Genomic DNA, 23,723 nt, shown 5'->3' on the forward strand with positions numbered 1-23,723 from the left:
TCCAGATAACAAAAAACGGCCAACTTAGTTGACCGTTTTTATTTTAGTTATGATTTTAGTTTAAGGTAAATTAAAGGCTTGGTTCAGGTACTCTAATCCAGCCTTCCATTAAGATCCTAGCACTGCGACTCATAACGGCTTTTTCAACTTGCCATTTACCCTGATTAAGCACCGCTTTTGCACCTACGCGCAATGTGCCTGATGGGTGACCAAAACATACAGATTCAAGCTCACCGCCGCCAGCGGCAAGATTGACTAAGGTGCCAGGAATGGCTGCGGCCGTGCCAATTGCTACTGCGGCTGTGCCCATCATCGCATGGTGAAGTTTGCCCATGGAAAGCGCTCGAACCGACAAATCGATTTCCGATTTTGCCACTGTTTTCCCACTTGAGGCCAGATAATCAGCTGCTGGAGCCACAAAAGCGACCTTTGGCGTATGTTGCCGTTGTGCGGCTTGTTCAAGGGAATCAATCAAGCCCATTTTAAGTGCGCCGTGAGCACGAATTGTTTCGAACTTAACCAATGCATCGCTATTGCTGTTGATCACGTCTTGCAATTCAGTGCCTTGATAACCTAACTCTTGAGCATTCAAAAATATCGTAGGTATTCCAGCATTGATAAGTGTTGCATTGAGCTTACCCACACCTGGAACATCCAATATTTCAGACACCTTACCGGTAGGGAACATGTCACCTTCACCATCGGCAGGATCAATAAACTCAACAGGTATTTCAGCGGCAGGGAAGGTAACCCCGTCTAACTCAAAATCTCCGAGTTCTTGCACTTGACCATCACACATTGCTACATGAGCGATAATGGTTTTTTGGATATTAACCTGCCAAATTTTAATCGTAACAGACCCGTTTTTAACCAGCTTCTCGGCAGGTATTAAACCAGCGTGAATCGCGAAAGGTCCTACTGCTGCAGACAAGTTACCGCAGTTTCCAGACCAATCTACAAAGGCTTTGTCGATTGCCACTTGGCCAAACAAATAGTCAACATCATGATCAGCTTGTTGGCTTTTTGACACAATCACGGTCTTGCTGGTACTAGAGGTCGCGCCCCCCATTCCATCGGTTTGTTTGCCGTAGGGATCTGGGCTACCAATAGTACGTAGCAACAAGGCGTCGCGATAAGCGCCAGCTGTTTGCGCTTGCTCAGGCAGATCTGCAAGGTTAAAAAACACGCCTTTACTCGTTCCGCCGCGCATATAGGTGGCGGCAACCTTTATTTGTTGAGCAAAGCCACTCATTGAGCTTGTCCTTCTGACTCCAAAAAGTCTTGAGCGAAACGTTGCAATACGCCACCGGCTTCATAAATAGACACTTCTTCTGCTGTGTCTAAACGGCAATTTACTGGGACTTCTATGGTTTCACCGCTAGTACGGGTTATTATCAAGGTTAGTGAAGCACCAGGTTGACGCTCGCCTTTCACATCGAAAAGCTCACTGCCATCGATATTCAGTGTTTTACGAGTCGTGCCAGCTTCGAATTCTAGCGGTAACACACCCATTCCAATTAAGTTGGTTCGGTGAATACGCTCAAACCCTTCAGCCACTATGACTTCTACACCAGCTAAACGAACCCCTTTGGCAGCCCAGTCTCGAGATGAGCCTTGCCCGTAGTCAGCTCCGGCAATAATAATTAATGGTTGTTTGCGTTGCATGTAGGTTTCAATGGCTTCCCACATCCGCACGGTTTGACCTTCAGGCTCAAGACGAGTTAACGAACCTTGTTTAACTTCACCGTTTTCGATCACCATTTCATTTAACAACTTAGGGTTAGCAAACGTTGCTCTTTGCGCAGTTAAATGGTCGCCCCTGTGAGTAGCATAGGAGTTAAAATCAACTTCGGGAACATCCATTGATAACAAATACTCTCCGGCTGCACTGTCTGCTAAAATCGCATTAGAAGGTGAAAGGTGATCTGTTGTTATGTTGTCACCAAGTACTGCCAAAGCGCGCATGCCTTTCATTGTGCGCTCTGCCGCCAAGGCACCTTCCCAATATGGAGGGCGACGGATATAAGTACTCTTAGGACGCCATTCGTATAGCGGATCAATATCTTCGCCATAATCCACAGTCAAATCAAACATGGGATCATACACTTTCTTAAATTGTTCTGGTTTTACGCTGCTGGCAACAATGGCATCGATTTCTTCATCGCTTGGCCAAATATCTTTTAAGGTAATCGGATTACCTTGAGCATCAGTTCCGAGCACATCTTTTTCGATATCAAATCGAATCGTACCGGCAATAGCATAAGCTACCACTAGCGGCGGAGACGCTAGGAACGCTTGTTTTGCATAAGGATGAATACGGCCATCGAAGTTACGATTTCCAGAAAGTACCGCTGTGGAATATAAATCACGGTCGATAAGTTCTTTTTGAATTTTAGGATCCAAGGCTCCACTCATACCGTTACAAGTTGTACATGCAAAACCAACAATACCAAAGCCTAACTGCTCAAGTTCAGGCAGTAGCTTGGCATCTTCCAAGTACAACTGAACCGCTTTTGAGCCCGGTGCTAAAGAGGTTTTTACCCATGGCTTGCGAGTGAGTCCAAGTTTGTTGGCATTTCTGGCAACCAGTCCTGCTGCGATAACATTGCGAGGATTACTGGTATTGGTACAACTTGTAATTGCAGCAATGATGACAGCGCCATCAGGCATTAAGTCACCGTCGTGCTCAACAATACCTGATATTCCTTGTGCCGCTAAATCAGCAGTAGATACACGGCGGTGTGGATTAGAAGGGCCCGCAATATTGCGACCAACTGAGGACAAGTTAAAGGTTAATACACGTTCGTATTTAGCATTTTTTAATGTGTCTGCCCACAAACCCGCTTGTTTGGCATAGTTTTCCACAAGTTGTACTTGTGCATCGTCCCGACCTGTTAGTTTAAGATAATCGATGGTTTTGTCATCGATATAAAACATCGCTGCAGATGCGCCAAATTCTGGGGTCATATTAGAGATAGTCGCACGATCGCCAAGGGTTAAATCCGATGCTCCTTCGCCGAAGAACTCTAAGTATGAGGAAACAACACGCTCTTTACGCAAGAATTCGGTAATCGCTAAAACAATATCGGTGGCAGTGATACCAGGTTGACGTTTACCGGTAAGCTCTACGCCAATAATATCTGGCAGACGCATGTAAGATGCACGGCCTAACATCACACTTTCGGCTTCCAGTCCGCCGACACCTAATGCAATTACACCTAAGGCATCAACGTGAGGAGTGTGGCTATCTGTTCCAACAAGTGTGTCAGGGAAAGCAACGCCGTCTCTGGCATGCACAACAGGCGACATTTTTTCCAAATTAATTTGGTGCATAATGCCGTTACCTGGCGGAATCACATCAATATTCTTAAAGGCTGTTTTGGTCCAGTTAATAAAGTGAAAGCGGTCTTCGTTTCTACGATCTTCAATGGCGCGGTTTTGTTCAAAGGCGTCAGGTTCAAAACCTGCATGCTCCACAGCCAAAGAGTGGTCAACTATCAATTGAGTTGGGACCACAGGGTTTACTTTAGAAGGATCGCCACCTTTTAACGCAATAGCGTCACGGAGTCCGGCTAAATCTACCAATGCGGTTTGACCCAAGATATCGTGACACACTACTCGCGCTGGATACCACGGGAAATCAAGATCTTGTTTACGTTCGATTATTTGTTCTAGTGCAGCATTAAGTTTTTCAGGCTCACATCTACGAACTAAATTTTCTGCTAATACACGGGAAGTGTAGGGAAGGGTGTCATACGCCCCTGGTTTGATTGCGTCTACAGCTTCACGGGTGTCAAAAAAATCAAGTTTGGAACCAGGAAGGCGTTTTCTGTATTGAGTATTCATATTTTTCTACCTTGCTATTGCGTGAGTAGAGTGGGCATTAGGAATGCCCACTTATTGATTGCCTGGAAAAGGAAAGTTCTATCGTTGTTTAATCGGAGTCACTTTACGTGGCTCTTCGCCGATATAATCCGCACTTGGTCTAATGATGCGGTTATTTGATCTTTGTTCCATCACATGTGCAGCCCAACCTGTTAAGCGAGAGCATACAAAAATCGGGGTAAACAATTTAGTTGGGATCCCCATGAAATGATAGGCCGAAGCGTGGAAGAAGTCGGCATTACAGAACAGCTTTTTGCTATCCCACATAAACTCTTCACAAGCTACTGAGATGTCGTACAAGCTGGAATCGCCAAACTCTTTACCGAGTTTTTCAGACCAAGATTTGATGATCACATTACGAGGATCGGATTCACGATATATTGCATGACCGAAGCCCATGATTTTTTCTTTGTTGGCCAACATTTCAGCCATTTTAGCTTTGGCATCTTCAGGCGAACTGAATTTTTGAATCATATCCATGGCTGCTTCATTGGCACCACCATGCAATGGACCACGCAATGTGCCAATCGCGCCGGTAATACATGAGAACATATCTGATAAGGTTGATGCACAGACGCGAGCCGTAAATGTAGAAGCATTAAACTCATGTTCTGCATACAAAATTAGCGACACGTCCATCACTCGGCGATGAAGTTCAGACGGATCTTGATCTGTTAATAACTTCAAAAAATGACCGGCGATTGAATCTTGATTAGTGGTACATTCAATTTCCACATTGTCATGACTGTAGCGATACCAATAACACATTATTGCAGGGAAGGCGGCTAACAAACGATCCGCACTATCTTGTTGTTTACTAAAATCATCTTCAGGCTCTAAGTTACCTAAAAATGAACAACCGGTGCGCATCACATCCATAGGATGAGTATCAGCAGGGATTAACTTTAACACTGCTTTTAAGGCGTCAGGCAAATCACGCTTTAACAGCAATCTGGCTTTATAATCTGCCAGTTGAGTTTCAGTGGGGAGTTCCCCTTTAAACAATAAATAAGCTACTTCTTCAAAGGTGGCGTTATCTGCTAAATCAGATACATCGTAACCGCGATAAGTTAAACCAGATCCTGATTTACCTACCGTGCACAATGCGGTTTCTCCTGCGCTTTGACCGCGAAGGCCCGCACCACTTAGTTTTTTGTCAACCATGATAGAGTCCTGTTTTATAAATGAAAAATATAGGGTTATTTATTTTTACCTTGAGAGAAAAGACTATCTAATTTCTGCTCATAATCGTGATAACCAAGATAATCATAAAGATCCATGCGAGTTTGCATGCTATCTACAACGGCTTTTTGGTCACCATCTTTTAGTATTGAAGTGTAGACGGTTTCTGCTGCTTTATTCATCGCTCTAAAGGCACTCAACGGGTAAAGCACCATATCGGCTCCCCACTGCGCGAGTTGCTCTTTATTCCACAACTCAGTTTTACCAAATTCTGTGATGTTGGCTAAAATAGGCACGTCTAAAGCTTCTGAGAAAGCGCGGTAATGCTCTTCGGTTTGAATTGCTTCTGCAAAAATGCCATCAGCTCCGGCCGCAACATAGGCTTTAGCACGTTCGATTGCTGCCTCTAAACCTTCCTGTGCAAAAGAGTCTGTACGAGCCATAATGAAAAAGTCAGGGTCGGTACGGGCATCTACAGCTGCTATAATCCGATCAGTCATTTCTTCAATGGAAACAATCTCTTTGTTTGGTCTATGTCCACAACGTTTTTGTGCGACCTGATCTTCCATATGGACCGCTGCTGCTCCAGCTTTTTCCATATCTCTTATGGTTTTGGCAATGTTGAATGCGCCACCCCAACCGGTATCAATATCTACCAATAGTGGTAGGTCGCAAGCTGCAGTAATGCGTTGCACATCGACGATCACATCGTTAAGAGACGTCATGCCGAGGTCGGGTAGGCCGTAAGAAGCGTTTGCCACACCACCACCAGATAAATAAATAGCCTTGTGACCAATTTGCTTTGCCATCATGGCCGAATACGCGTTGATAGTGCCAACAATTTGTAGTGGTTTGTTGTCAATCAATGCTTGTCTGAATTTTTTGCCTGGAGTCATAATTTCCTCTGTTTAACAATCGGTGAAGTTTGTAAACCTGAAGTGGGAATAATATATTTTGAGTTACGACGTCTTATTCCGAGCTCAGGTTAGTTACGTTACTGCAATTTCTTTTCAATATTATTTTTGGAATACAAAATGTGTCGGCGCATTAACATTTCAGCTAATTCTCCATCGCGATTAGCTATCGCTTGAACAATGTGTTTATGTTCATCAAACGCCGTGGAGACTCTTGGTCCTGCCATACCTAATTGCACTCGATACATGCGAACCAGGTGATAAATGCCATTGATGAGCATTGAAATTAGATGTTCATTTTTGCTGCCAACAATAATCCGGTAATGGAAGTCTACGTCACCCGCTTCTTGATAATATGACTGTCCTTCTTTTACTTCTTGAAAGTGTTCAGAAAGTAAAGATTCGAGCTCGTTCACTTCTTGGTCAGTCATATTGGTAGCAGCCAAGCGGGCTGCCATTCCTTCAAGAGACTCTCGTACTTGATACAACTGAATTAACCCTTCAGGCGTCAACGAAACAACCCTGGCACCAACATTTGCTTTGCGTTCAACTAAATGGCAGGTTTCCAAGCGGTTAATCGCTTCACGAACCACTGCTCGACTGACCGCATACTTTGTCGACAATTCTGTTTCACTCAGCTTGCTACCAGGTTGGATATCTCCTTCAACAATATCTTTGCGAAGTTGGAAAAAGGTTTTATCCGCTGATGTAACCGGTGATTCTGATAAAAAATTGACCAAAAATTTTTCTTCATATTATCTGTAATGTCGACAATATAGACCTATATGGACATTAATTCAACATTAAATCTTAATATTGTCGACAATGTGTGGTTGTTCGATTGGATCCGTTTTTTATATTGTCGTATTAGGAATCTCGGTAAGAGCTTAGAATGGATGTAATTTGTGGATAGACAATTGAAAGTGCAAATTGGATAAGCTTGGTTCGACCAACCTTCTGCCGTGGATTGTTCGCAGAGGGCCAGTCGAGGTGTATCGTTATGCCAATGGTAATGATTTAGTTAGCTGAATTAAGCACCATAGCGGGGAGATTTGAGTGGTGCTAACAATAGATAAAATATCCACGCAAACCAGGAAATAAATATAACAGCTAATAACCATGCAGCTTTTTCGCCTCCGCAGGTGCGGTTTGATGTGGCAATGGCCACAATGGGGATTAACCATAAACAAAAAATTATTAAGCCACATAAAAAAGTAAACATCTATATTCTCCTTTTAACCCCAACCACAGTAACGGGGGGATTTACATTATTGATTTTTCTAACACTTGTCATTTCGCTTAATAGCAATTAGAGCAACATTTATTCCAAATAAAAAAGTTAATGAAATCAATTGGATGTGTTTTTTATTATGTTCGCATTCGATGTTTTTTGACTAAAAAGTGGTAATTTTGCCTAACTAAATTGCTTGTTCTATGAGATTAAGCGTTAGTCGTTCAAAACAAAGCTGTACAAAGGTGCAGACAATCGTTATTTCACTGATATACTCGGGCGTGTAATAAAAATGTAATTAAGTTATTGATGACTTAATGGTTAATTTGGCAATCGTTTGGACAAGGTGTTTCCGCTTCGTTTTGCTGTTTGGAACTATATATGCGTGAAAAGTCAAAGCTGACGTCAGATCAGTGGGTAGCGTTACTTGCCAAAGAAGAGTTACCAGCAATTACATCCATTGCCGGAATTTTAGATAAGTTCTCAAATGATGATAGATCATCTATTCCCAGCCTCAGTAAAGTCATACTGCACGATCAGGCGTTATCTTCCAGCTTATTAAAAGTGGCTAACAGTTCGAGTCGTTCGCCGGTGAAACGGGTGACTACTGTCTCTCGTGCTGCAATATTTCTAGGTATTCAATCAGTTAAAAACATTTGTTTAACTGCCAAGGTGTTGGAAGGTTTGTTGAATAGCAAACATCTTTCGCCAGCGGTCTACGAAAGGCTAATGAAATTAATGGCAAATGCATTTTTTGCTGGATTGCTGGCTAAAATGATGGTGCCTGAATACGATGAAAGTACCCAAGAAGAAGTGTATTTAGCGGCCATGATGTACAACATAGGCGAAACGTCATTTTGGAGTACCGGCAATCCTCTTACACGTCAGTTGATCCAAAAAGCGGGTATGCCAAAAATAGCATTTGAGCAATATTGCGCATCCACGGCAGGGATTAAATTTAAAGATTTGAGCGTAGGGCTTGCTCGCACCTGGAACTTGGGGGAGTTGCTGATCAAATCGTTAAATCAGCCACAAAGTCGCACCAAAGAGATGAATATCATTAGCTTATCCAATCAACTCAGTGAAGCGATTGGTTCTCCGCCTAAGAATAGGGCGAAATTTGATCATCTAATCAAAGACATTTGTGCACTGATCAATGTGGATGAACATAGACTAAAACTTAAGATTGAGTCCACACGCAAACTGGCAGTTGAGTTGCTTGCATCTTACAACGCATCTGCTTTGGAAAGTTATATTAAACCTTTGCCCAAGCAGAAGGATTTTGGCGGATTACCAGCCCCTGTAGAACTTGCTAATTTGACCATCGAAGAGCAATTAATCATCAGCATCAAATCATTAAATGCGCTGACGAGAACCAGTCGTAGCATCAATGAATTCCTTACCCATACCTTACAATTATTATCACAAATATTTCATTTTCATCGCTGTGGTTTTTGGGTGTTTAGTCAAGATAAGCGTCAAATTGAATGTAGGCAGAGTGTCGACAGTGAAGGGGAGGCGGTGCGATTCCACTGTTCATTTCCTTTAACCGACTCACAGAACATTATGAGTTATGCCATTCAGCATGCCGAAACTGTGTTTATCGAAAATTATCAGGATATTAAATGGCGTGATTATCTGACTTTTGAATCAGAACAGTTTATTGAAAATGGCTTACTGTGTTTATCGCCAGTAAAAGTAAATTCGAAAGTAGTGGGGATGATAAGTGCGCAATTTTTTGACAAAGCAAGTTACTTCAGCGAAGAGGACTTTGCTCATTTTGATTTAATCGCTGAGCAATTAAATCTTTGTTTATCCTATGTTTCCAAGCGACTTCAGTCTTAATTCAATGTCCGCTAAAACCTGTTGATATTAACCAGTAAACTTAAACCGATAAGCCTAATCAATGAAACAGGGGCAATAAAAAAGTCATTGGCCAATAAAAAAGCCGTTAGCATTTACTGCTCACGGCCCGGGGAGATTCAACAGTTCACTACGCTGTCATTATGTATGACGCGCAAAACCACCAAAAAGTTTAAAAAGTTTTCAACTTTTTTTTATTTAGTCCTTTCTCAAGTAAATATCAGTAAATTAAAATCAAAAAGATGCCATCAATTTGATTGCAATCTTTTGTGGAAGTCCTTATAGTTGAAAAAAACGTTACCGGAACTAACAAGATGGAAAATGAATTAGACACTATGAATCATGGTCAAAAAGAGCGTTTAGCTTTTATTGATTTTAGTTTACAGTATTTTGGACACGTAGCGCGCACTGACTTAATTCAGCGTTTTAAAACGGGTCTAGCGGCATCGACACGAGATTTTAGTGCTTACAAAGCCCTTGCTCCGAATAATCTTATTCTTGTCCATCAAACCAAAAGTTATCACCGTACAAAGCAATTTAAACCAGTTTTTAAACATGACCCTGAAGTGATTTTAACATCCTTGAGTCGCGGCTTTGGCAATGGAATTTCGAATGGCGTACAACCGTCTGAACAGTGTTTTGATGCCGTGCGTTTAATTCATCCTGATCAAAATATTATTGCGGCCTTGATGCGCGCAATTCACATTAAGCAGCCTATTGAATGCGGTTATGTTTCAATCAGTTCTGGCGAGTCAACCCGAGTTATTGTACCTCACGCTATTGTTAATAACGGTCATCGATGGCATGTAAGAGCCTACGATCGGAAACATCAAAGTTTTAGAGATTTTGTGTGTACTCGATTTACCTTTGTTAATGCATTAGCACAAGACATCAATACCTTAGAGGCTAGGAAATTTGATGAACAGTGGAATCATCAAATCGAGTTAGTGTTAGTGGCTCATCCCAGTATTAAACATCCAAAAGCCATTCAACTAGACTATGCCATGGTAGAAGGAAAATTACGGGTAAAAGTGAGGTCTGCACTGGCTGCCTACTTATTAAGACAGTGGCAAGTTGATTGCTCTCAAGGGCATAAATTTATTGGTCAAGGATGTCAATTGGCATTAGCCAACCCGGAAGCATTAATTGGCGTAGAAAATACCGCCTTGGCACCAGGTTACAAAAGTTAATGTGTAGCTAACACGCTGATATGCCTAGCCTTGAGGCGCTCTGCACTTTCAAATTGGGTTAACGAAAATATCACTAAACCTTGGTATTTTTCAATGACGCTAAACAGTAAGTCTAGGTTTATTTGTTCGTCCGTATCGGCGTAATCAATGTTGTCGTTGAGCAAGTCGTCAGCGAACTCAAAATAAATAATGGCATTTTGTTGCTGGGTTTGTGCGATAAGTTTAGCTAAATCTGACGTAGAGAGATCGTTGATAAGTTCTTGGGTCACCAACAACACTTTGTTTTTCGTCTGATATGCAATATTAGCCAACAATAAACCTTTATTGAATTCTGAGTTGCCTAAAAATCCACAGACCATTGGTGTGTTCTTTTTAGCCATACTGGTCACAAGAAAAGATTGCTCTCGATCCTGTTCTGATAAGGGAGGATCTTGTAGCGGTTTTTCAACAAGACTCAATAAAAGTGTGTGTTGCAAAGGACCTTGGGTTTTGTCGCCAAAGTGTTTTGTATAGTTTACTCGACTCATTTAATTACTCTTGCCGCCTCAAGTTACAGATTAACAGTGTAGTCAATTACATCAAATTGCAAATACTTAGGGTATAAACAACTTCAGATGATGCTCTTGAATTCAGTTTTTTTAATCCAATACTAGTTAAAACCCGTTCCTATATGTAGTTAACAATTAAGGAAAAATGATGTCAGCATTATTTGAGCCACTAAAACTTGGCAATATTAGTTTAGAAAATCGAGTGGTAATGGCGCCACTGACAAGATGCAGAGCGACTGAAGAAAATGTGCCGACTGAGCTAATGGCTACTTATTATGCCCAACGAGCTGGAGCGGGACTGATTATCGCCGAAGCAACAATGGCAATCTCTGGAAACTCCGCTTTTTACCGAGAGCCAGGAATACATTCTGATGAACAAGTGGCAGCCTGGAGAAAGGTCACTGATGCTGTGCATCAAAATGGTGGCAAAATAGTATTACAACTATGGCACGGCGGCAGAGCTTGTCATCCTGTATTGAACAATGGCCGTACGCCAGTAGCACCAAGTGCATTAGCCATTGATGGTTATGTCCATACCCCACAAGGTAAAAAAGATTACGTCCTTCCCCAAGCACTTAGTTTGCAAGAAATCGCAAATATCGTTGAAGGCTTTGCTAAAGCGGCGATTAACGCCAAGGCCGCTGGTTTTGACGGCGTTGAGATACATGGTGCAAATGGATATTTAATTGATGAATTTTTGCGTGAAAGTGCTAACACTCGCACCGATCAATATGGCGGCAGCATGGAAAATCGCAGTCGCCTGTTATTTGAAGTGTTAGATGCAGTGACCAATGTTTGGGACAGTGGAAATGTTGGTTTAAGAATTTCACCAATTAACAGCTTTAACAGTATGCGCGACAGCGATCCAGAAGGCCTGACTGCTTATTTAGCAAAACGATTAAATGATTATAACCTGGCTTATCTACATGTAATGCGCGCTGACTTTCAGCAAGAACAACAAGGTAACGTAATAGCAGCCGCGAGCAAGGTTTTTGACGGCAACCTAATTGGTAACATGGGGTATGATTTCACTGAGGCTGAGCAAGCAGTGGAGCAAGGTGATTTAGCCGCTGTTGCCTTCGGTTCAGCCTTTATTGCTAATCCAGATTTACCTTATCGGTTTAAACATGGTATCGCCTTAGCTGAACCGGATCCCAAAACCTTCTACACTCACGATAGTGTGGGTTATATCGATTATCCTGCCGCAGCCGAGTAATCATCAAGTGGTGCTCTGAGCCGATAAATATGGTTACAGAGCACTATTTTTTACGAATAGCCTATTTTGGGTCTGATGATGAGCTTTCTGAAAAGGGTTCTGAATGGTAATAAATGGGTTTCATTGAGCCACAAAAACTCAAACGATAATTTAGCATGTCTTGCTCTGGTACACTGCTTTTAGCGTTCACATCAGTGATGCAACTGATATTTTCGAACAACAAAATAAGATGATCGTAGCTTGGTGCACCTTGAATTTGGTGGATCAACGCACGGCTGTTGTAACCTAGTTCCACAATATCGTACTTTTGTCGATTATTGGGTTCCCCTAAATCCTTCAGAACTCTAACGTACTTTTGTTCACTGAAGGTTAAGTCCATTTGTTCATAAGTTAAACTCCCACCTTGTTTATAATTGCCGATATAAACGTCAGCTTTAACACTTACAGATTCGCCACGGATTAATTTTTCAATATTAAACGATTCTGGTTTGATGGTAACCAAATCTGCATCTCTGACTAAATATACTAACGCGGAGTCTTTGGGAATAAGTTTATAAATCAACTGGACGTTATGGGGTTTTCTGTAACTTGGAAGATTAGAAACATATAATGAGGACGCATGATTAAATACCACCATGCCATGCACACCTTCATATGCCGGATCTAAGGGTTCTGCTGCTGCACTCGCATCGCCATCTTGAGCAAAGCCAGTACTTGAAATTGCTAGTAACAACCAGCAAAAAACTATTCTAATCATAAAAACCTCTAAATTGGCATCGCTACAACAAATTATAACTTAACTATGTAATTTCACCGCCATTATACCAGTCTATTGCCAAGTGGAGATTGCACTTTAGTCTAAGCGAGTCAGGGGAAAGCTCTGGGCAACTCGCTAGCCGCAGAGCTTAATATAACAAGTTAATTTTACAACGATGACTGGGGGAGGTTTTAGCATCAATCATTCAACCTTAGTGGTGCATTTATCTCTATAAGGTTTATCTGCAAATCGTGCTATTAGAAAATCGATAAAGGCGCATAAGCTTAATCGGTTATCAACTTGTTTGCGCCAACCCTATTTTCATCTTTTTGAGTTTAAGAATGGAATATTTTCAAACTCATTTATAGTTCATTTCAAATTCTTCAATTTTCTCAAACAAAGCTTCAGCTTCGCTATTGTATTTTGCGTAATCTCGAAGATTTCCCTCCTGCTGTGCTTGCATCGCTCGAGCTAATTTTTGATCGTATTGCTTGCGTAGCTTTTTAATCGGATTTGCTTTGAATAATCCAAACATAGTTAACTTAAAATCCTTTTAATACTGTTTCTATAAGCCTAGAGGATAAGACCAGATTTTCATCTTTTTATATTCAAATAATTTAAAAAAATTTTATTTAGTGGTTGGACGGTAAATAATCAACCCGCAAAATTATAAAATACTATTTATGACGACGCTAAATCAAGCACTTACAAATTGGTTTTTAGGGTTAGCGAATAATAACCCTAGTTTGGCCGATAAATACTGATATTTAGGGTGTTAAATTGAATTAAACCTCGCTAAAATCAGCGGCTGTACGGAATTCTACACCTGCTTCTCCAAGTTACCTTCATTTAAGCATTTGAATCCCGAGTTAGCTGTCTCAATCATAATTATAAATTAGGATGTTTATGCCTGGGTTACATCGCATTATTCTCATCGACACACACCTTCCAGGTGTAGTGGAATTAAAATTAAACGGTCATACCAATATTTGTGGAACCAATGCCTCTGGCAAAACCACGTTACAACGATTGATTCCTGTGTTTTACGGAGAATATCCAAGCCGAGTTGTACCCTCTACACGAGATAGTTTCGAAAAGTGGTATTTACCCAGAGAATCGAGCTTTATTGTTTACGAATACGCCCGCAATGAAGGGGATTTGTGTCAAGCAGTCTTGGCATCTTCTGGAAATGGTGTGAATTACCGATTTATCGGAAAACCTTTCGAATTAAACGACTATTTATATAAAAACAAAGCTGGCGAGCATAGCAGTGTGACTATGAATGAACTGGCTCGTAGTTTAAAACGCGCCAATATTTTAGTTACAAACCTGCTCAATACCAAAGAATTTAAAGCGGTATTACAAAATGATAGAGGTGTTTTAAACGACAGCACCAATAGCCGTGAGTTACTGGGATATGCTCGAATATTCAGTTTATGTGAACAGGCTAATCACCTTAGACACATCGAAAAACTAGCCAAAGCTGTGCATTCTAAAGAAGGCAAAATGGAAACCATTAAAGCCATGATTGCCGCTATTCTAGAAGAAGATGGTGTGCAGCCACCGAGTTCCAGTTTGAGTAGAAATAGAGTCGAAGATTGGATTAAAGAGTGCCATCTGATTAAAGAGTTTGATGCGATACGCCCTGAGTTTGCTAAATTGGAGCAAGCCGACCATCAACTTAATCAGACGGAATATCGTCTCTCAGAATTACAACAGCAGTTCGCGGTAGATACCAGCGCGTTAGCCGCCAATGTGGTGGATTTTGAGCGCGAATTAGATGAAATTCAACTATCCAGTAAAAAACTTGAATCAGATTGGACTCAACAAAGAGATGAGTTGAATCAGGCGCTTTCAGTGGCCAAGGCCGACTCGGAAAAATTAGAATCCGATTTGGAGCAGATAGAAAGCGAATATGATGATTGGCAATCGCAGGATATTGAAACCCTACAGAGCAATTTACAACAACTGCCGCAATGGGAAAGCGAATTAGAGACATCATCAACCCGATATACCCTGCTGACTGAGAAACATCAAGATGTTGAAGCCAGTTTCAATAAACGGGTAGCGCAAATCAGTGAAAAATTAAATGAAGAGCTTGAGGGGTATTCTGAAGAGAAAAGCCTTTTACAAGATAAGTTGTCTGAACAAAAAAGTCAGGAACAGCTTAAATTACAGCAGATCCGAGATGACTATCAAGGTCAGCTTAGCAGTGTTGAATCAGAGTATCGACAAAGAGCGGATGAGCTCAAAACACAGTATACCGAAATAACTGCTGCCCTTAAAAATGCAGGGTTCGACGAGTTTGAACAAAGTCAGTTAGATATTCTTGATGCCACCTTAAAAGAAGCCGGTATCGCTGAGGATGCAGCTCGAGAGAAACATCGAAAAGCACAACAAGAATTTGTTCAGGCAAGTCAATTGCGGGTTAAAGCGAATGCAGTCCTTGAAGAAACCCGTCGCAGTCAATTAGAAGCGCAGCACCAGTTAGACAAAATCGAAGGTATTCTTTATCCAGGTGAAAACAGTTTATTGGAATTTCTCCGCAAAGAGCGACCAGATTGGCAAGATAACCTTGGTAAGGTCTTGCATCCAGAGCTATTTAAACGCAAAGATTTAAAACCAAGTGTAGGCGATGACTCTACTAGCATTTTTGGGATTAAACTGGATTTACATGCAGTTGATATGTCGGAATTCGCAGAAACTGAAGTTCAACTTCAGCAAAAACTCAGCGATGTTCAACAAATTCTTGACCAAGCCATTGCTAATCAAAATGAAGCTGAACTTAATTTAGCCAAGGCCAGTGAAGAGGTTCGTAATAAAGAACTGGCTCAAGCGAAAACCGAAAGCGCCTGCAAAACCGCTGAAGCGACTCGCAGACGGGCGCAACAAGATAAAGATCAGGTTCAGCAAGAATATGCTCATGCTTTATCCCAGCGTAAGTTACAAAATAAGAAACGCTTGAGCAATATCCAAACTGAGCAATCAAAGTGCAAGACGCAACACGCTGAAGCCATTGCTGAAGTCAAAGATCAGCAGCGAGAAGCCGAAACTGAGCATCAATTCCATTGGCAACAGCTTATCCAAGATATTCAAACTAAAATATCTATTGTCGACAGCCATATCAAAAAAGCCAAACAAGTCGCCGCGGAAGACAAACAAAAAATTGAGCAGTGGAAAGAAGACGAGCTGAATAACCGAGGCGTTGATGTTGACGATATCGGCACCTTGCAAAAACGTATCAAACAATTGCAAAAAGATATCACTTACACAGACACCCACCGTCACAAAGTGAAAGATTACCAACGTTGGTACGACACTTATTTTGTTGGCTATAAAGTGACTTGGCAGCAAAACCTAACGGCGGCCAAAAAAGCCGCAAGCAAAGCGGAACGTTTGTTAAATCAGAAACAAGCTGATTTCAAACAACAGCGTCAGAAAAGTAAAGACCAACAAGCTCAGCTAGAGCAAGATTTGCGAACTGCACGAGAGCAGCATATTGATGTACAGAGCATCAATCGCAGTTTAGGTAAACTCAGACTGGTTAAAGCGGATCAAAACAGTCCATCAAGCAAGTCGGCTAAACCGGATACGGTAAATATTGGACAGCGTATATCTGAAGGACAAGAATTACTGCAAACCAGAGATCGTTTATTGGGTGATATCAAGGTGTATGTGGAACACTTTGACCAGCTTATTGCTGCGCAATCGGGCACCGGCTTAGCCGATATTTGGGAGCGCTCCAGAGATGAATGTGCGGTGGTGAATGACCAAGGAATTCGCAATATTGATCACCGCAGAATGGTGGTGCATCTGGCCCAGTTATTAAATGAAGTGGTTCCACAAAAACTCCACGGATTACGAGAACAAGGTCGAATTTTTGGTGCTGACTTAACCCAATATTATAATGTGCTGGAAGATATCGATAAACGTATCGCCAGCCAAAGTAAACGAATTAGTAAAGAAGTCGATGAAGAATTGTTTCTCGATGGAGTCTCTGATTCAGCCGTAAAAATTCGCTCGCGTATTTCAGAATTAGAGTTTTGGCCTGAGTTAGCCCAATTCAATAAGCTTTATCAGGCTTGGATGAAAAGTGGTGCCGTTGAGCTGCCAGATGATGAATATGCGCTGAGCATGCGTAAAGTCTTGGATATTCTTGGTCGCGCCGCCTTAAGCGGCGGGATCAGTAAATTATTAGATATTGAGCTGCACATCAAAGAAGGTAATTCTAATCTGGTTATTCGAACGGACCGTCAATTAAATGAGTCTTCCAGTCATGGTATGGCGTACTTAATTTTATGTAAATTCCTATTAGCCTTCACTCGATTATTACGAGGAGATGCAGATGCCACTATTCACTGGCCCATCGATGAATTGGGTACTTTGCACCAAAGTAATGTGAAGAAAATTTTTGATGCTTGCCAGAATAATAATATCTCTGTGGTTGGCGCATTCCCTAACCCTGAATCGGAAGTATTAACCCTGTTTGATAATCGCTATTTGATTGATAAAACCACACGAAAACTACAGGTGGTTCAACCCAAAGTCAGTGCTATAGCCGAACATATCCAAAAACGTAAACAAACTGAGCAAGGAGTTAACCCATGATTAGCGAACAAGGCCGCATTCTAGAAAGTTTGTTATCTGGGGCGTTTATCTGTCAGGTCAGTGATGAAGATGCTTGGCGATTCCTAAAAACCTCAGGCAATAGCGATAAAATTGAAACCCAGTTGAATATGTTGAACCGCACGTTGGCCAGCGCTGCAGAAGGGGAGGTCTATTACGCTGCTTATCAAACCTTGGGCGATAATGAGCGCAAAGTGCTAACTGGTCAATTTCAGGATATTTCCAGTCATTTAGTGCCCTTGGTTGAATGGTTATTGTTAGTTCAGCAAGCCAGTGGAACTGATGTGCCCGTCACTCAGGGAACGGCTATTCGATTAGCTGAAATCCAACTGACCATTGAAGATACGCCAGCTTTTGCTGAGCAATTAGCCAAAATTTCCCATTACAAATTGTTTGGTTCTACCAGCGTATCGGTCGATGGCCAGATTAAACAGGTGTTTAAGCGTCTAACCGATTTGGGATATATGCTACGACCTAATCAAGACAAACAAATCTTCATTGCCACTGGGAAAGTGGAATACCTATATGAAGTGATTAAATTTATCGACGAAACCGAATCATTGTCTTTGTCTGAGCAGGCAGAAAGCGCAGTGCAGCAGGGAAGCCTGATATGAACCAAAATCTACATCAGGCCGGAGTAAAGCTTCTTAATGCGCTAAGTAGACATGCTGATCTTCTGATGCAGGTTTATTTGTCGGGTACTGTGGATGAAACCAAATTCAGCCCGAAAATTATCGACAGTTTAGTGCAAATGGGAATTTTATGGCGTCCTGACGCTGACGCAGATTTACGTCTGAAAAATGCGGTACGACAATTACTCGAAGGCAGTTTACATGATGAACGAAATCGTCAAATAGACGCCAATATTGGCTCAGCGCTGAAGGGGCTTAAAACCTTAGCTGACCATTATAAAGAAGCGTTACAACATCAACGATTTACCGAAGCCAATGCGCATCTTTCAGATTTAACTGAGCATGTTTACGCGTTGACTGAATCACTCGAAAATAATGTGAGGGTGCTGTTTAGCCGAATCAACAATGAGTTTGGTTACGTATCTTCCATTGATGCCAAGATCCGTGAAAATCAGTTGGCACAATCGCAAGTATCCGAGTTATTGGGCGAATTGGAAATGTTCCAATTTGATGAGCTAAGCGAAATTGCTGCCAGTAATCGTGAATTACGTCACTTATTAGTTGTTACCTTACAACACAGTTTTTCCCGTGTAACCCAAGAGCTATCCATTGTACAAGCTCGATTGTTGTCATTGTTAGGTCGTTTCAGAGAGCTACGGGGACGCACGCGTTTACTCAAAGGCTTTTTATTGCACATGGAACATTCGCCGACATTTGTACCGGTGAATTATTGTGGATTATCTCAAGTGCCGATGTTGTTTAATCAGGCTGAAGCGGTGATTAAACCTGCTGCGGCGGATGTAACGCGGGTTGAACATGAACAAGAATTACAAAAATTAGTCAGCGCAATTAAAACCCTAAATCGTCCTCCGAAGGCGTATCAACCAGAGCGGGCTGCCCACCAAATTCATGTTGAAAAGCAAAGTGAAGTAGAGTTTGCTGAAGATAAGCTTAAAAAAGCGGTAGAAGGTTACTTCTGTCAGGTTATCGATACCGGCGAGCGATTAACAGCCCTAGAATATTATCAACAGCACGAATTAGAGTTCGATACCGAAGCTTGGTTGTATCAAGTTATTGGTGGTTATCAAGGGTTAACCTCAGAAGAACAAGCGTATTTTGCGATTGAACAAAGCGGAGAACTCCATCCTATTTATAATGGAAACTTTATTATTCGCGATGTTGAGTTGGGATTAAGATAACGACTTCACCGGTCGCAATTTATGACGACCTGTGAAGGCATATGTTGTTGCCTAGAAAAACGCGCTAGGGCATGACTTTCATAAAGTTGTTAAATTTATCTTGGCTTTTAACCACCCAGTCTGGAGGTGATTCACCGCTTCCGGCCAACTTGAGATTAGTATGTTGACTGGCGACTTGCTCAACAATTGCCATTTGTTGCTCGGTGGCATCCACGAAAAATATGTGTTTTCCTTGTTTTAGCAATTTTTGAAACTGTCTAAATTGATAATTCGGGACTTGGATGCCAATAAGTCCGCCTTCCCATGTGCAAAACCCCAGTATTACCACCGCAAGAAAACCAAAGGGGATCCATCCTGCAGCCGTGAGATGCCAATTCATGCTATACGCCAATAACAAAACCAAGGCTGCGCCAATTGCGCCAACCACAGCTCCTAATTCGGTGGATCGTACAACATCTTTTTTCAACACGGATTCAATGGCATGTAAATGATGTTTTTCAACTTCAGCATCATTTTCACTTAACACATGCAATTGAGGTGTACTCAATCCTTTGTCTTCAAGTTCACTTTGGATAATACGTAGATCATTCAAGTCATCACTTATGTAGTATTGTCTTTTCATCTCAAGTACCCTTTTACTGTCTCGTTGTTTCTAATGCACTAGAACAATATTAGTACACAAAAACACTTTATTGTTTATTTTTTGTTCGATTTGGTCTGTTGCTTCCATGTCAGCACCAACTGATTCCATGTTGGAATTGTTGTTAGAAAAACCAAAATCTTAGCCAAGATCAAAACCAAGAGAGAATATTTATGAGTTTGTTGGGTTCTACAATGATTTTTTTGGCCGCAGCTGTGGTGGCAGTACCTATCTTCAAACGTTTGAAATTGGGAGCAATATTAGGTTACTTAGTGGCGGGTATGGTCATCGGCCCGTCGATTATGGATTGGGTTTCTAAGCCCGAGACAATTTTACATTTTGCGGAACTCGGTGTCGTATTCTTACTGTTTATTATCGGCTTGGAGTTAGAGCCCAAAAAACTCTTAAAAATGCGTGATCAGATTGTTTTTACAGGGGGCGGACAGTTATTTCTAAGTGCTAGTTTCATCGCGATATCGGTGAAGTATATTGTCGGTACGGACTGGACGGCAGCCATAGTGATAGGCTTGGCCGTGGCGCTTTCTTCTACCGCTTTTGCTATTCAATTGATGGAAAATCAAAATATTTTAAAGACCCCACCAGGTCAAAAAGGTTTTTCAATCTTATTGATGCAAGATTTGGCTGTGATTCCCATTCTGCTGTTAGTACAAAGCCTTTCCACTGTGCCTGATGTCGATTCCCCTGCGTGGTGGGTAAGCATCTGTGCAATTGTGGCAGTGCTGATTATTGGAAAATTTCTGATCAATCCATTTTTGCGACTGATTTCCCACTGGGGTAATGCCGAAATCATGACCTCTGCCGCGTTGTTAATTGTTATCGCGACTGCGCTAGGTATGCAAGAAGCAGGGTTGTCGATGGGAATGGGCGCATTTGTGGCTGGGATGCTACTTGCTAACTCAAGCTTTAAGCATCAATTAGAAGCGGAAATTGAGCCGTTCAAAGGTTTGTTGTTAGGTCTGTTCTTTATCGCTATTGGTATGAATTTAGACTTAGATTTGTTTTTCGATAATCCACTGGTAATTATTGCCGCCGCGTTAACTCTGATTGCGATTAAAACAGCCATTATTTTCAGCATTCTTAAATTTTCGAAACAAAGTACAACTGACTCGATGCGCATTGCATTGATGCTCTCTCAGGGGGGCGAATTTGCCTTTGTGGTTATGGGAGAGGCGAGCCTAGCAAACCTAATAGCACCCACCCTAGCTAGTCAGGTTACTTTGGTGGTAGGCGTTTCTATGGCGTTAACTTCACCATTAGTGATTTTACACAGTATTTGGTTCAACAGTCGTAACTGTCCAGCGGTATACGATTCGCAAACCGACACCGACGAGCCGCGGGTTATTATTGCTGGATTTGGGCGCTTTGGTCAGGTAACTGGGCGTATTTTAGCGGCCAATAAAATCCCGTTCACAGCATTGGATAAAGATGCAGAACACATCGCCTTTGTTAAAAAATTCGGCAACAAAGTGTTTTATGGTGATGCCACTCGATTAGATTTATTAAAGATATCGGGGATAGAGCAAGCGTCTATATTATTGATTGCTATCGACAATGAAGTTGATACTTTCAAAATTGTCGCGTTGGTCAGTGAGCAATTTCCCCATGTGAAAATGGTGGTCAGAGCCCGCAACCGTAATGCGGTAATGCGCTTGTCTAAAGTTGAAAACTTACACTTTGTTAGGGAACTCTTTTGGTCTGGGTTACGGGCCGCTGAAAAGGTGCTAGAAGATTTTGGGTTTGACAAAAAACAGGCTGCGCATATGTGTGACATATTCGAAAAGCATGATGAAAAAATTCTCAAAGAAGTTATCGACGCAGACTCTGATTTAGATGAACTGATTCAATTAAGTAAGAAGGGCCGGGCTGATTTGGAAACTTTATTTGCCAATGATATTAAACAGATCGGTGGTAACTAGATAAAAGTAGCGACTCTGAGCAGTAGTGTAACAAAAATGTCATCTTAACAGCATAGGCTTAGCGGCCGGCAATATGTACTTGTTTATGGCATTTTGTGCCTGCATTTTTTTCATCTTACAGCTCAAGGTAATCGCTAGTGTTTGAATTCTTCTATTTGAATATACGAAATAAGTTACTCTTTCTTATTTGTTCTATTTTATTGATAATTTTAGTCGCGGTTTATATTGGACTGTCTTCGCTAAACTCAGTGACGCAGGAATATTCCGCGACCGTCAATCAAGAAGTGACCAATATCACCCATGTTTCTGGGCTAAATGTGCGTTTTAAAACGCAAGTACAAGAATGGAAAAACACCTTAATAAGAGGCAAAGACCCAGAGCAACTTGAAAAATATTGGGGCCGATTTGTTGAAAATGGGCAAACTATTGTCACCCAATACAGCAATATTTTAAACAATATGTCTGAGCAACATCCTGCATATTCTCACGTCAAAGACTTTTCAGTTAGCTATCCGAAAATGCTCCAAGCCTATGAGTCTGGTTATGATGCGTTCTTAACTTCCGGCTTTGATATTGGCGTAGCTGACAACAGTGTCAAAGGCATTGATAGAGCACCCACTGAGAGCTTAAATAACGCTGTTGAAGCAACTAACCAATACGTTTTAGGTTTGAAAAAGCAAATTGAATCCCGCGCCAGTTCCGTATTTATTTATACCAATGTGATTATCATTGTGACGATTTTAATCTGTATTTTAGCGGTTTCTTGGTTTATCAATGCCAGCGTATTAACTCCTTTAAATCGCTTAACCGATGTTTCAAAACAAATCGCTTCAGGTGATTTCACCGGCGAGATTGAAAGTACCACCAGAGATCAAATTGGTCTGGTTACCGATAATGTGAAACTTATTCAAAATGACTTGAGCAAAATGCTAAGTCGAATTCTCGGAGAGTTAAAAGAGCTCGGTGAAATCATTAATAACTTGGTTGAAGGGTTCCAAACCGTAAAGCATGGTTTAAAAAGCCAAGTTGATTTGACTCAGAAAACCAATGATCGTGTTGAGCAATTAACCCAAACTGGGAATGACATTGATGGGGCCATTAAAAAAGCATCAGAATTTGTCGCGTCATCTACAAAAGAAGCCGATCAAGGGCGAACGGTGTTTAAACAGAATGTGATGATTAGCCAAAGCGTGATGGACGCAACTAATTATGCCTCTGATATTATATCAACACTGAAAAAAGACTCTGATGATATAGGCGACGTGGTAAATGTGATCAACAGCATTGCTGATCAAACCAATTTACTGGCATTAAATGCTGCCATAGAAGCGGCTAGGGCTGGAGGCGCTGGCAGAGGTTTTGCTGTTGTAGCGGACGAAGTGCGTAACTTGGCAAATAAAACCCAGCAATCTACTCAACTTATTTCGCAAAATGTACAAAAACTCCAAAATGCCGCAGATGAAGCCGTCTCTGCTATGGCTCAAGGCAAAATCCAAGCCGCAGACGGGCTGCACCAAGCAGAGTCTTCGTTAGGAATTATTGATGCATTGAGTCAATCTTTTAGCAAAATTCACGATTTGAACTTACAAGTGCAAGATGCAGTAGGCTTACAGCAATTGCAAAACAGCAACGTCAACAATGACATTTCAGAAATTGTTGCCTTGAGTGAAAGCTCTCAACTTGCGGTAAACCGAATGGAAGACGCATCAAAAGTACTGTCCTCGATATTCGAAAGCATTCACCTTGCGACCCGAGATTTTAAAACGAAAATTTAAAATCAAAAGAGTCAGATACGTTGAAGCATCAAAGGTGGCAGAGCTGTTGAAATGAATGGTTCTTCCAGTTGTTTGGTTAATTCTTTTGGTAATTCTCAAGAGCTTAGACAATTTCCCTGTCCATATGT

The 23,723-nt window shown here is 41.5% G+C and carries 18 protein-coding genes; 8 read left to right on the top strand and 10 right to left on the bottom strand.

Annotation, left to right across the window (positions count from 1 at the left end; all coding sequences use genetic code 11):
• Nucleotides 1-70 precede the first annotated feature (70 nt).
• The 6 genes from prpF to VUI23_RS04935 form a co-directional block, all read right to left on the bottom strand.
• Nucleotides 71-1,252 (bottom strand): 2-methylaconitate cis-trans isomerase PrpF, encoded by a 1,182-nt coding sequence (gene prpF, locus VUI23_RS04910; protein ID WP_342807132.1) that lies wholly within the window; start codon nucleotides 1,250-1,252, stop codon nucleotides 71-73.
• Complete coding sequence (gene acnD / locus VUI23_RS04915; RefSeq protein ID WP_216049878.1) at nucleotides 1,249-3,846, bottom strand: Fe/S-dependent 2-methylisocitrate dehydratase AcnD; 2,598 nt, start codon at nucleotides 3,844-3,846, stop codon at nucleotides 1,249-1,251. Before acnD ends, prpF begins: the two co-directional genes overlap by 4 nt.
• Before the next feature lie 78 nt (nucleotides 3,847-3,924).
• Nucleotides 3,925-5,049 (bottom strand): 2-methylcitrate synthase, encoded by a 1,125-nt coding sequence (prpC, locus tag VUI23_RS04920; protein WP_342807134.1) that lies wholly within the window; start codon nucleotides 5,047-5,049, stop codon nucleotides 3,925-3,927.
• A 35-nt stretch (nucleotides 5,050-5,084) separates the two neighbouring features.
• Complete coding sequence (prpB, locus tag VUI23_RS04925; RefSeq protein ID WP_216049880.1) at nucleotides 5,085-5,963, bottom strand: methylisocitrate lyase; 879 nt, start codon at nucleotides 5,961-5,963, stop codon at nucleotides 5,085-5,087.
• Between the two features lie 98 nt (nucleotides 5,964-6,061).
• Nucleotides 6,062-6,721 (bottom strand): GntR family transcriptional regulator, encoded by a 660-nt coding sequence (locus VUI23_RS04930; RefSeq protein ID WP_216049881.1) that lies wholly within the window; start codon nucleotides 6,719-6,721, stop codon nucleotides 6,062-6,064.
• A gap of 290 nt (nucleotides 6,722-7,011) precedes the next feature.
• Nucleotides 7,012-7,203: a hypothetical protein gene (locus VUI23_RS04935; RefSeq protein WP_216049882.1), complete on the bottom strand. Its 192-nt coding sequence runs from the start codon at nucleotides 7,201-7,203 to the stop codon at nucleotides 7,012-7,014.
• 390 nt (nucleotides 7,204-7,593) lie between these two features.
• On the opposite strand from VUI23_RS04935, the gene VUI23_RS04940 reads away from it, so the two are divergent.
• Both VUI23_RS04940 and VUI23_RS04945 read left to right on the top strand, forming a co-directional pair.
• Entirely contained in the window at nucleotides 7,594-9,057 is a 1,464-nt protein-coding gene (locus VUI23_RS04940; protein WP_342807136.1) for an HDOD domain-containing protein, read from the top strand.
• Between the two features lie 332 nt (nucleotides 9,058-9,389).
• Nucleotides 9,390-10,265: a WYL domain-containing protein gene (locus tag VUI23_RS04945; RefSeq protein WP_342807138.1), complete on the top strand. Its 876-nt coding sequence runs from the start codon at nucleotides 9,390-9,392 to the stop codon at nucleotides 10,263-10,265.
• Here VUI23_RS04945 and VUI23_RS04950 read toward each other — a convergent pair.
• Complete coding sequence (locus VUI23_RS04950; RefSeq protein WP_216049885.1) at nucleotides 10,262-10,792, bottom strand: hypothetical protein; 531 nt, start codon at nucleotides 10,790-10,792, stop codon at nucleotides 10,262-10,264. The two genes, VUI23_RS04945 and VUI23_RS04950, sit on opposite strands and share 4 nt — an antisense overlap.
• A 166-nt stretch (nucleotides 10,793-10,958) precedes the next feature.
• Between VUI23_RS04950 and VUI23_RS04955 the strand changes: the two genes are divergently transcribed.
• Nucleotides 10,959-12,029 (top strand): alkene reductase, encoded by a 1,071-nt coding sequence (locus tag VUI23_RS04955; RefSeq protein ID WP_342807140.1) that lies wholly within the window; start codon nucleotides 10,959-10,961, stop codon nucleotides 12,027-12,029.
• A 61-nt stretch (nucleotides 12,030-12,090) separates the two neighbouring features.
• Here VUI23_RS04955 and VUI23_RS04960 read toward each other — a convergent pair whose 3' ends face one another.
• On the bottom strand, nucleotides 12,091-12,786 hold the full coding sequence (locus tag VUI23_RS04960) for a hypothetical protein (protein ID WP_342807142.1): 696 nt from the start codon (nucleotides 12,784-12,786) through the stop codon (nucleotides 12,091-12,093).
• 358 nt (nucleotides 12,787-13,144) lie between these two features.
• A complete protein-coding gene (locus VUI23_RS04965; protein ID WP_342807144.1) occupies nucleotides 13,145-13,321 on the bottom strand; it encodes a DUF6435 family protein in 177 nt (58 codons plus the stop codon).
• A 371-nt stretch (nucleotides 13,322-13,692) separates the two neighbouring features.
• Between VUI23_RS04965 and VUI23_RS04970 the strand changes: the two genes are divergently transcribed.
• The 3 genes from VUI23_RS04970 to VUI23_RS04980 are packed head-to-tail and all read left to right on the top strand — an operon-like array spanning nucleotide 13,693 to nucleotide 19,243.
• On the top strand, nucleotides 13,693-17,394 hold the full coding sequence (locus tag VUI23_RS04970) for an ATP-binding protein (RefSeq protein WP_342807146.1): 3,702 nt from the start codon (nucleotides 13,693-13,695) through the stop codon (nucleotides 17,392-17,394).
• A complete protein-coding gene (locus VUI23_RS04975) occupies nucleotides 17,391-18,026 on the top strand; it encodes a hypothetical protein (protein ID WP_303499598.1) in 636 nt (211 codons plus the stop codon). Before VUI23_RS04970 ends, VUI23_RS04975 begins: the two co-directional genes overlap by 4 nt.
• A complete protein-coding gene (locus tag VUI23_RS04980; RefSeq protein ID WP_303499597.1) occupies nucleotides 18,023-19,243 on the top strand; it encodes a phosphoenolpyruvate carboxylase in 1,221 nt (406 codons plus the stop codon). Before VUI23_RS04975 ends, VUI23_RS04980 begins: the two co-directional genes overlap by 4 nt.
• Before the next feature lie 64 nt (nucleotides 19,244-19,307).
• Here VUI23_RS04980 and VUI23_RS04985 read toward each other — a convergent pair whose 3' ends face one another.
• Nucleotides 19,308-19,865 carry an NAD/FAD-utilizing enzyme gene (locus VUI23_RS04985; RefSeq protein ID WP_216049892.1) on the bottom strand — a complete coding sequence of 186 codons (558 nt, stop codon included), beginning with the start codon at nucleotides 19,863-19,865 and terminating at the stop codon, nucleotides 19,308-19,310.
• A 191-nt stretch (nucleotides 19,866-20,056) separates the two neighbouring features.
• Here VUI23_RS04985 and VUI23_RS04990 point away from each other — a divergent pair, with 191 nt between their 5' ends.
• Both VUI23_RS04990 and VUI23_RS04995 read left to right on the top strand, forming a co-directional pair.
• A complete protein-coding gene (locus VUI23_RS04990) occupies nucleotides 20,057-21,820 on the top strand; it encodes a monovalent cation:proton antiporter-2 (CPA2) family protein (RefSeq protein WP_216049893.1) in 1,764 nt (587 codons plus the stop codon).
• A 137-nt stretch (nucleotides 21,821-21,957) separates the two neighbouring features.
• The gene (locus VUI23_RS04995; protein WP_342807148.1) at nucleotides 21,958-23,595 is read left to right on the top strand and encodes a methyl-accepting chemotaxis protein; all 1,638 of its coding nucleotides are present in this window, start codon (nucleotides 21,958-21,960) and stop codon (nucleotides 23,593-23,595) included.
• Nucleotides 23,596-23,723: the final 128 nt, after the last annotated feature.

The organism is Alteromonas sp. M12 (assembly GCF_037478005.1).
Classification (GTDB): domain Bacteria; phylum Pseudomonadota; class Gammaproteobacteria; order Enterobacterales; family Alteromonadaceae; genus Aliiglaciecola; species Aliiglaciecola lipolytica_A.

Bases quoted from the DNA above. Each gene is read 5' to 3' on its own strand.
- VUI23_RS04935 (WP_216049882.1), bottom strand. From the start codon at position 7,203: ATGTTTACTTTTTTATGTGGCTTAATAATTTTTTGTTTATGGTTAATC.
- acnD (WP_216049878.1), bottom strand. From the start codon at position 3,846: ATGAATACTCAATACAGAAAACGCCTTCCTGGTTCCAAACTTGATTTT.
- VUI23_RS04945 (WP_342807138.1), top strand. From the start codon at position 9,390: ATGGAAAATGAATTAGACACTATGAATCATGGTCAAAAAGAGCGTTTA.
- VUI23_RS04950 (WP_216049885.1), bottom strand. From the start codon at position 10,792: ATGAGTCGAGTAAACTATACAAAACACTTTGGCGACAAAACCCAAGGT.
- VUI23_RS04965 (WP_342807144.1), bottom strand. From the start codon at position 13,321: ATGTTTGGATTATTCAAAGCAAATCCGATTAAAAAGCTACGCAAGCAA.
- VUI23_RS04980 (WP_303499597.1), top strand. From the start codon at position 18,023: ATGAACCAAAATCTACATCAGGCCGGAGTAAAGCTTCTTAATGCGCTA.
- prpF (WP_342807132.1), bottom strand. From the start codon at position 1,252: ATGAGTGGCTTTGCTCAACAAATAAAGGTTGCCGCCACCTATATGCGC.
- VUI23_RS04970 (WP_342807146.1), top strand. From the start codon at position 13,693: ATGCCTGGGTTACATCGCATTATTCTCATCGACACACACCTTCCAGGT.
- prpC (WP_342807134.1), bottom strand. From the start codon at position 5,049: ATGGTTGACAAAAAACTAAGTGGTGCGGGCCTTCGCGGTCAAAGCGCA.
- VUI23_RS04985 (WP_216049892.1), bottom strand. From the start codon at position 19,865: ATGAAAAGACAATACTACATAAGTGATGACTTGAATGATCTACGTATT.
- VUI23_RS04975 (WP_303499598.1), top strand. From the start codon at position 17,391: ATGATTAGCGAACAAGGCCGCATTCTAGAAAGTTTGTTATCTGGGGCG.
- VUI23_RS04955 (WP_342807140.1), top strand. From the start codon at position 10,959: ATGATGTCAGCATTATTTGAGCCACTAAAACTTGGCAATATTAGTTTA.
- prpB (WP_216049880.1), bottom strand. From the start codon at position 5,963: ATGACTCCAGGCAAAAAATTCAGACAAGCATTGATTGACAACAAACCA.
- VUI23_RS04960 (WP_342807142.1), bottom strand. From the start codon at position 12,786: ATGATTAGAATAGTTTTTTGCTGGTTGTTACTAGCAATTTCAAGTACT.
- VUI23_RS04990 (WP_216049893.1), top strand. From the start codon at position 20,057: ATGAGTTTGTTGGGTTCTACAATGATTTTTTTGGCCGCAGCTGTGGTG.
- VUI23_RS04940 (WP_342807136.1), top strand. From the start codon at position 7,594: ATGCGTGAAAAGTCAAAGCTGACGTCAGATCAGTGGGTAGCGTTACTT.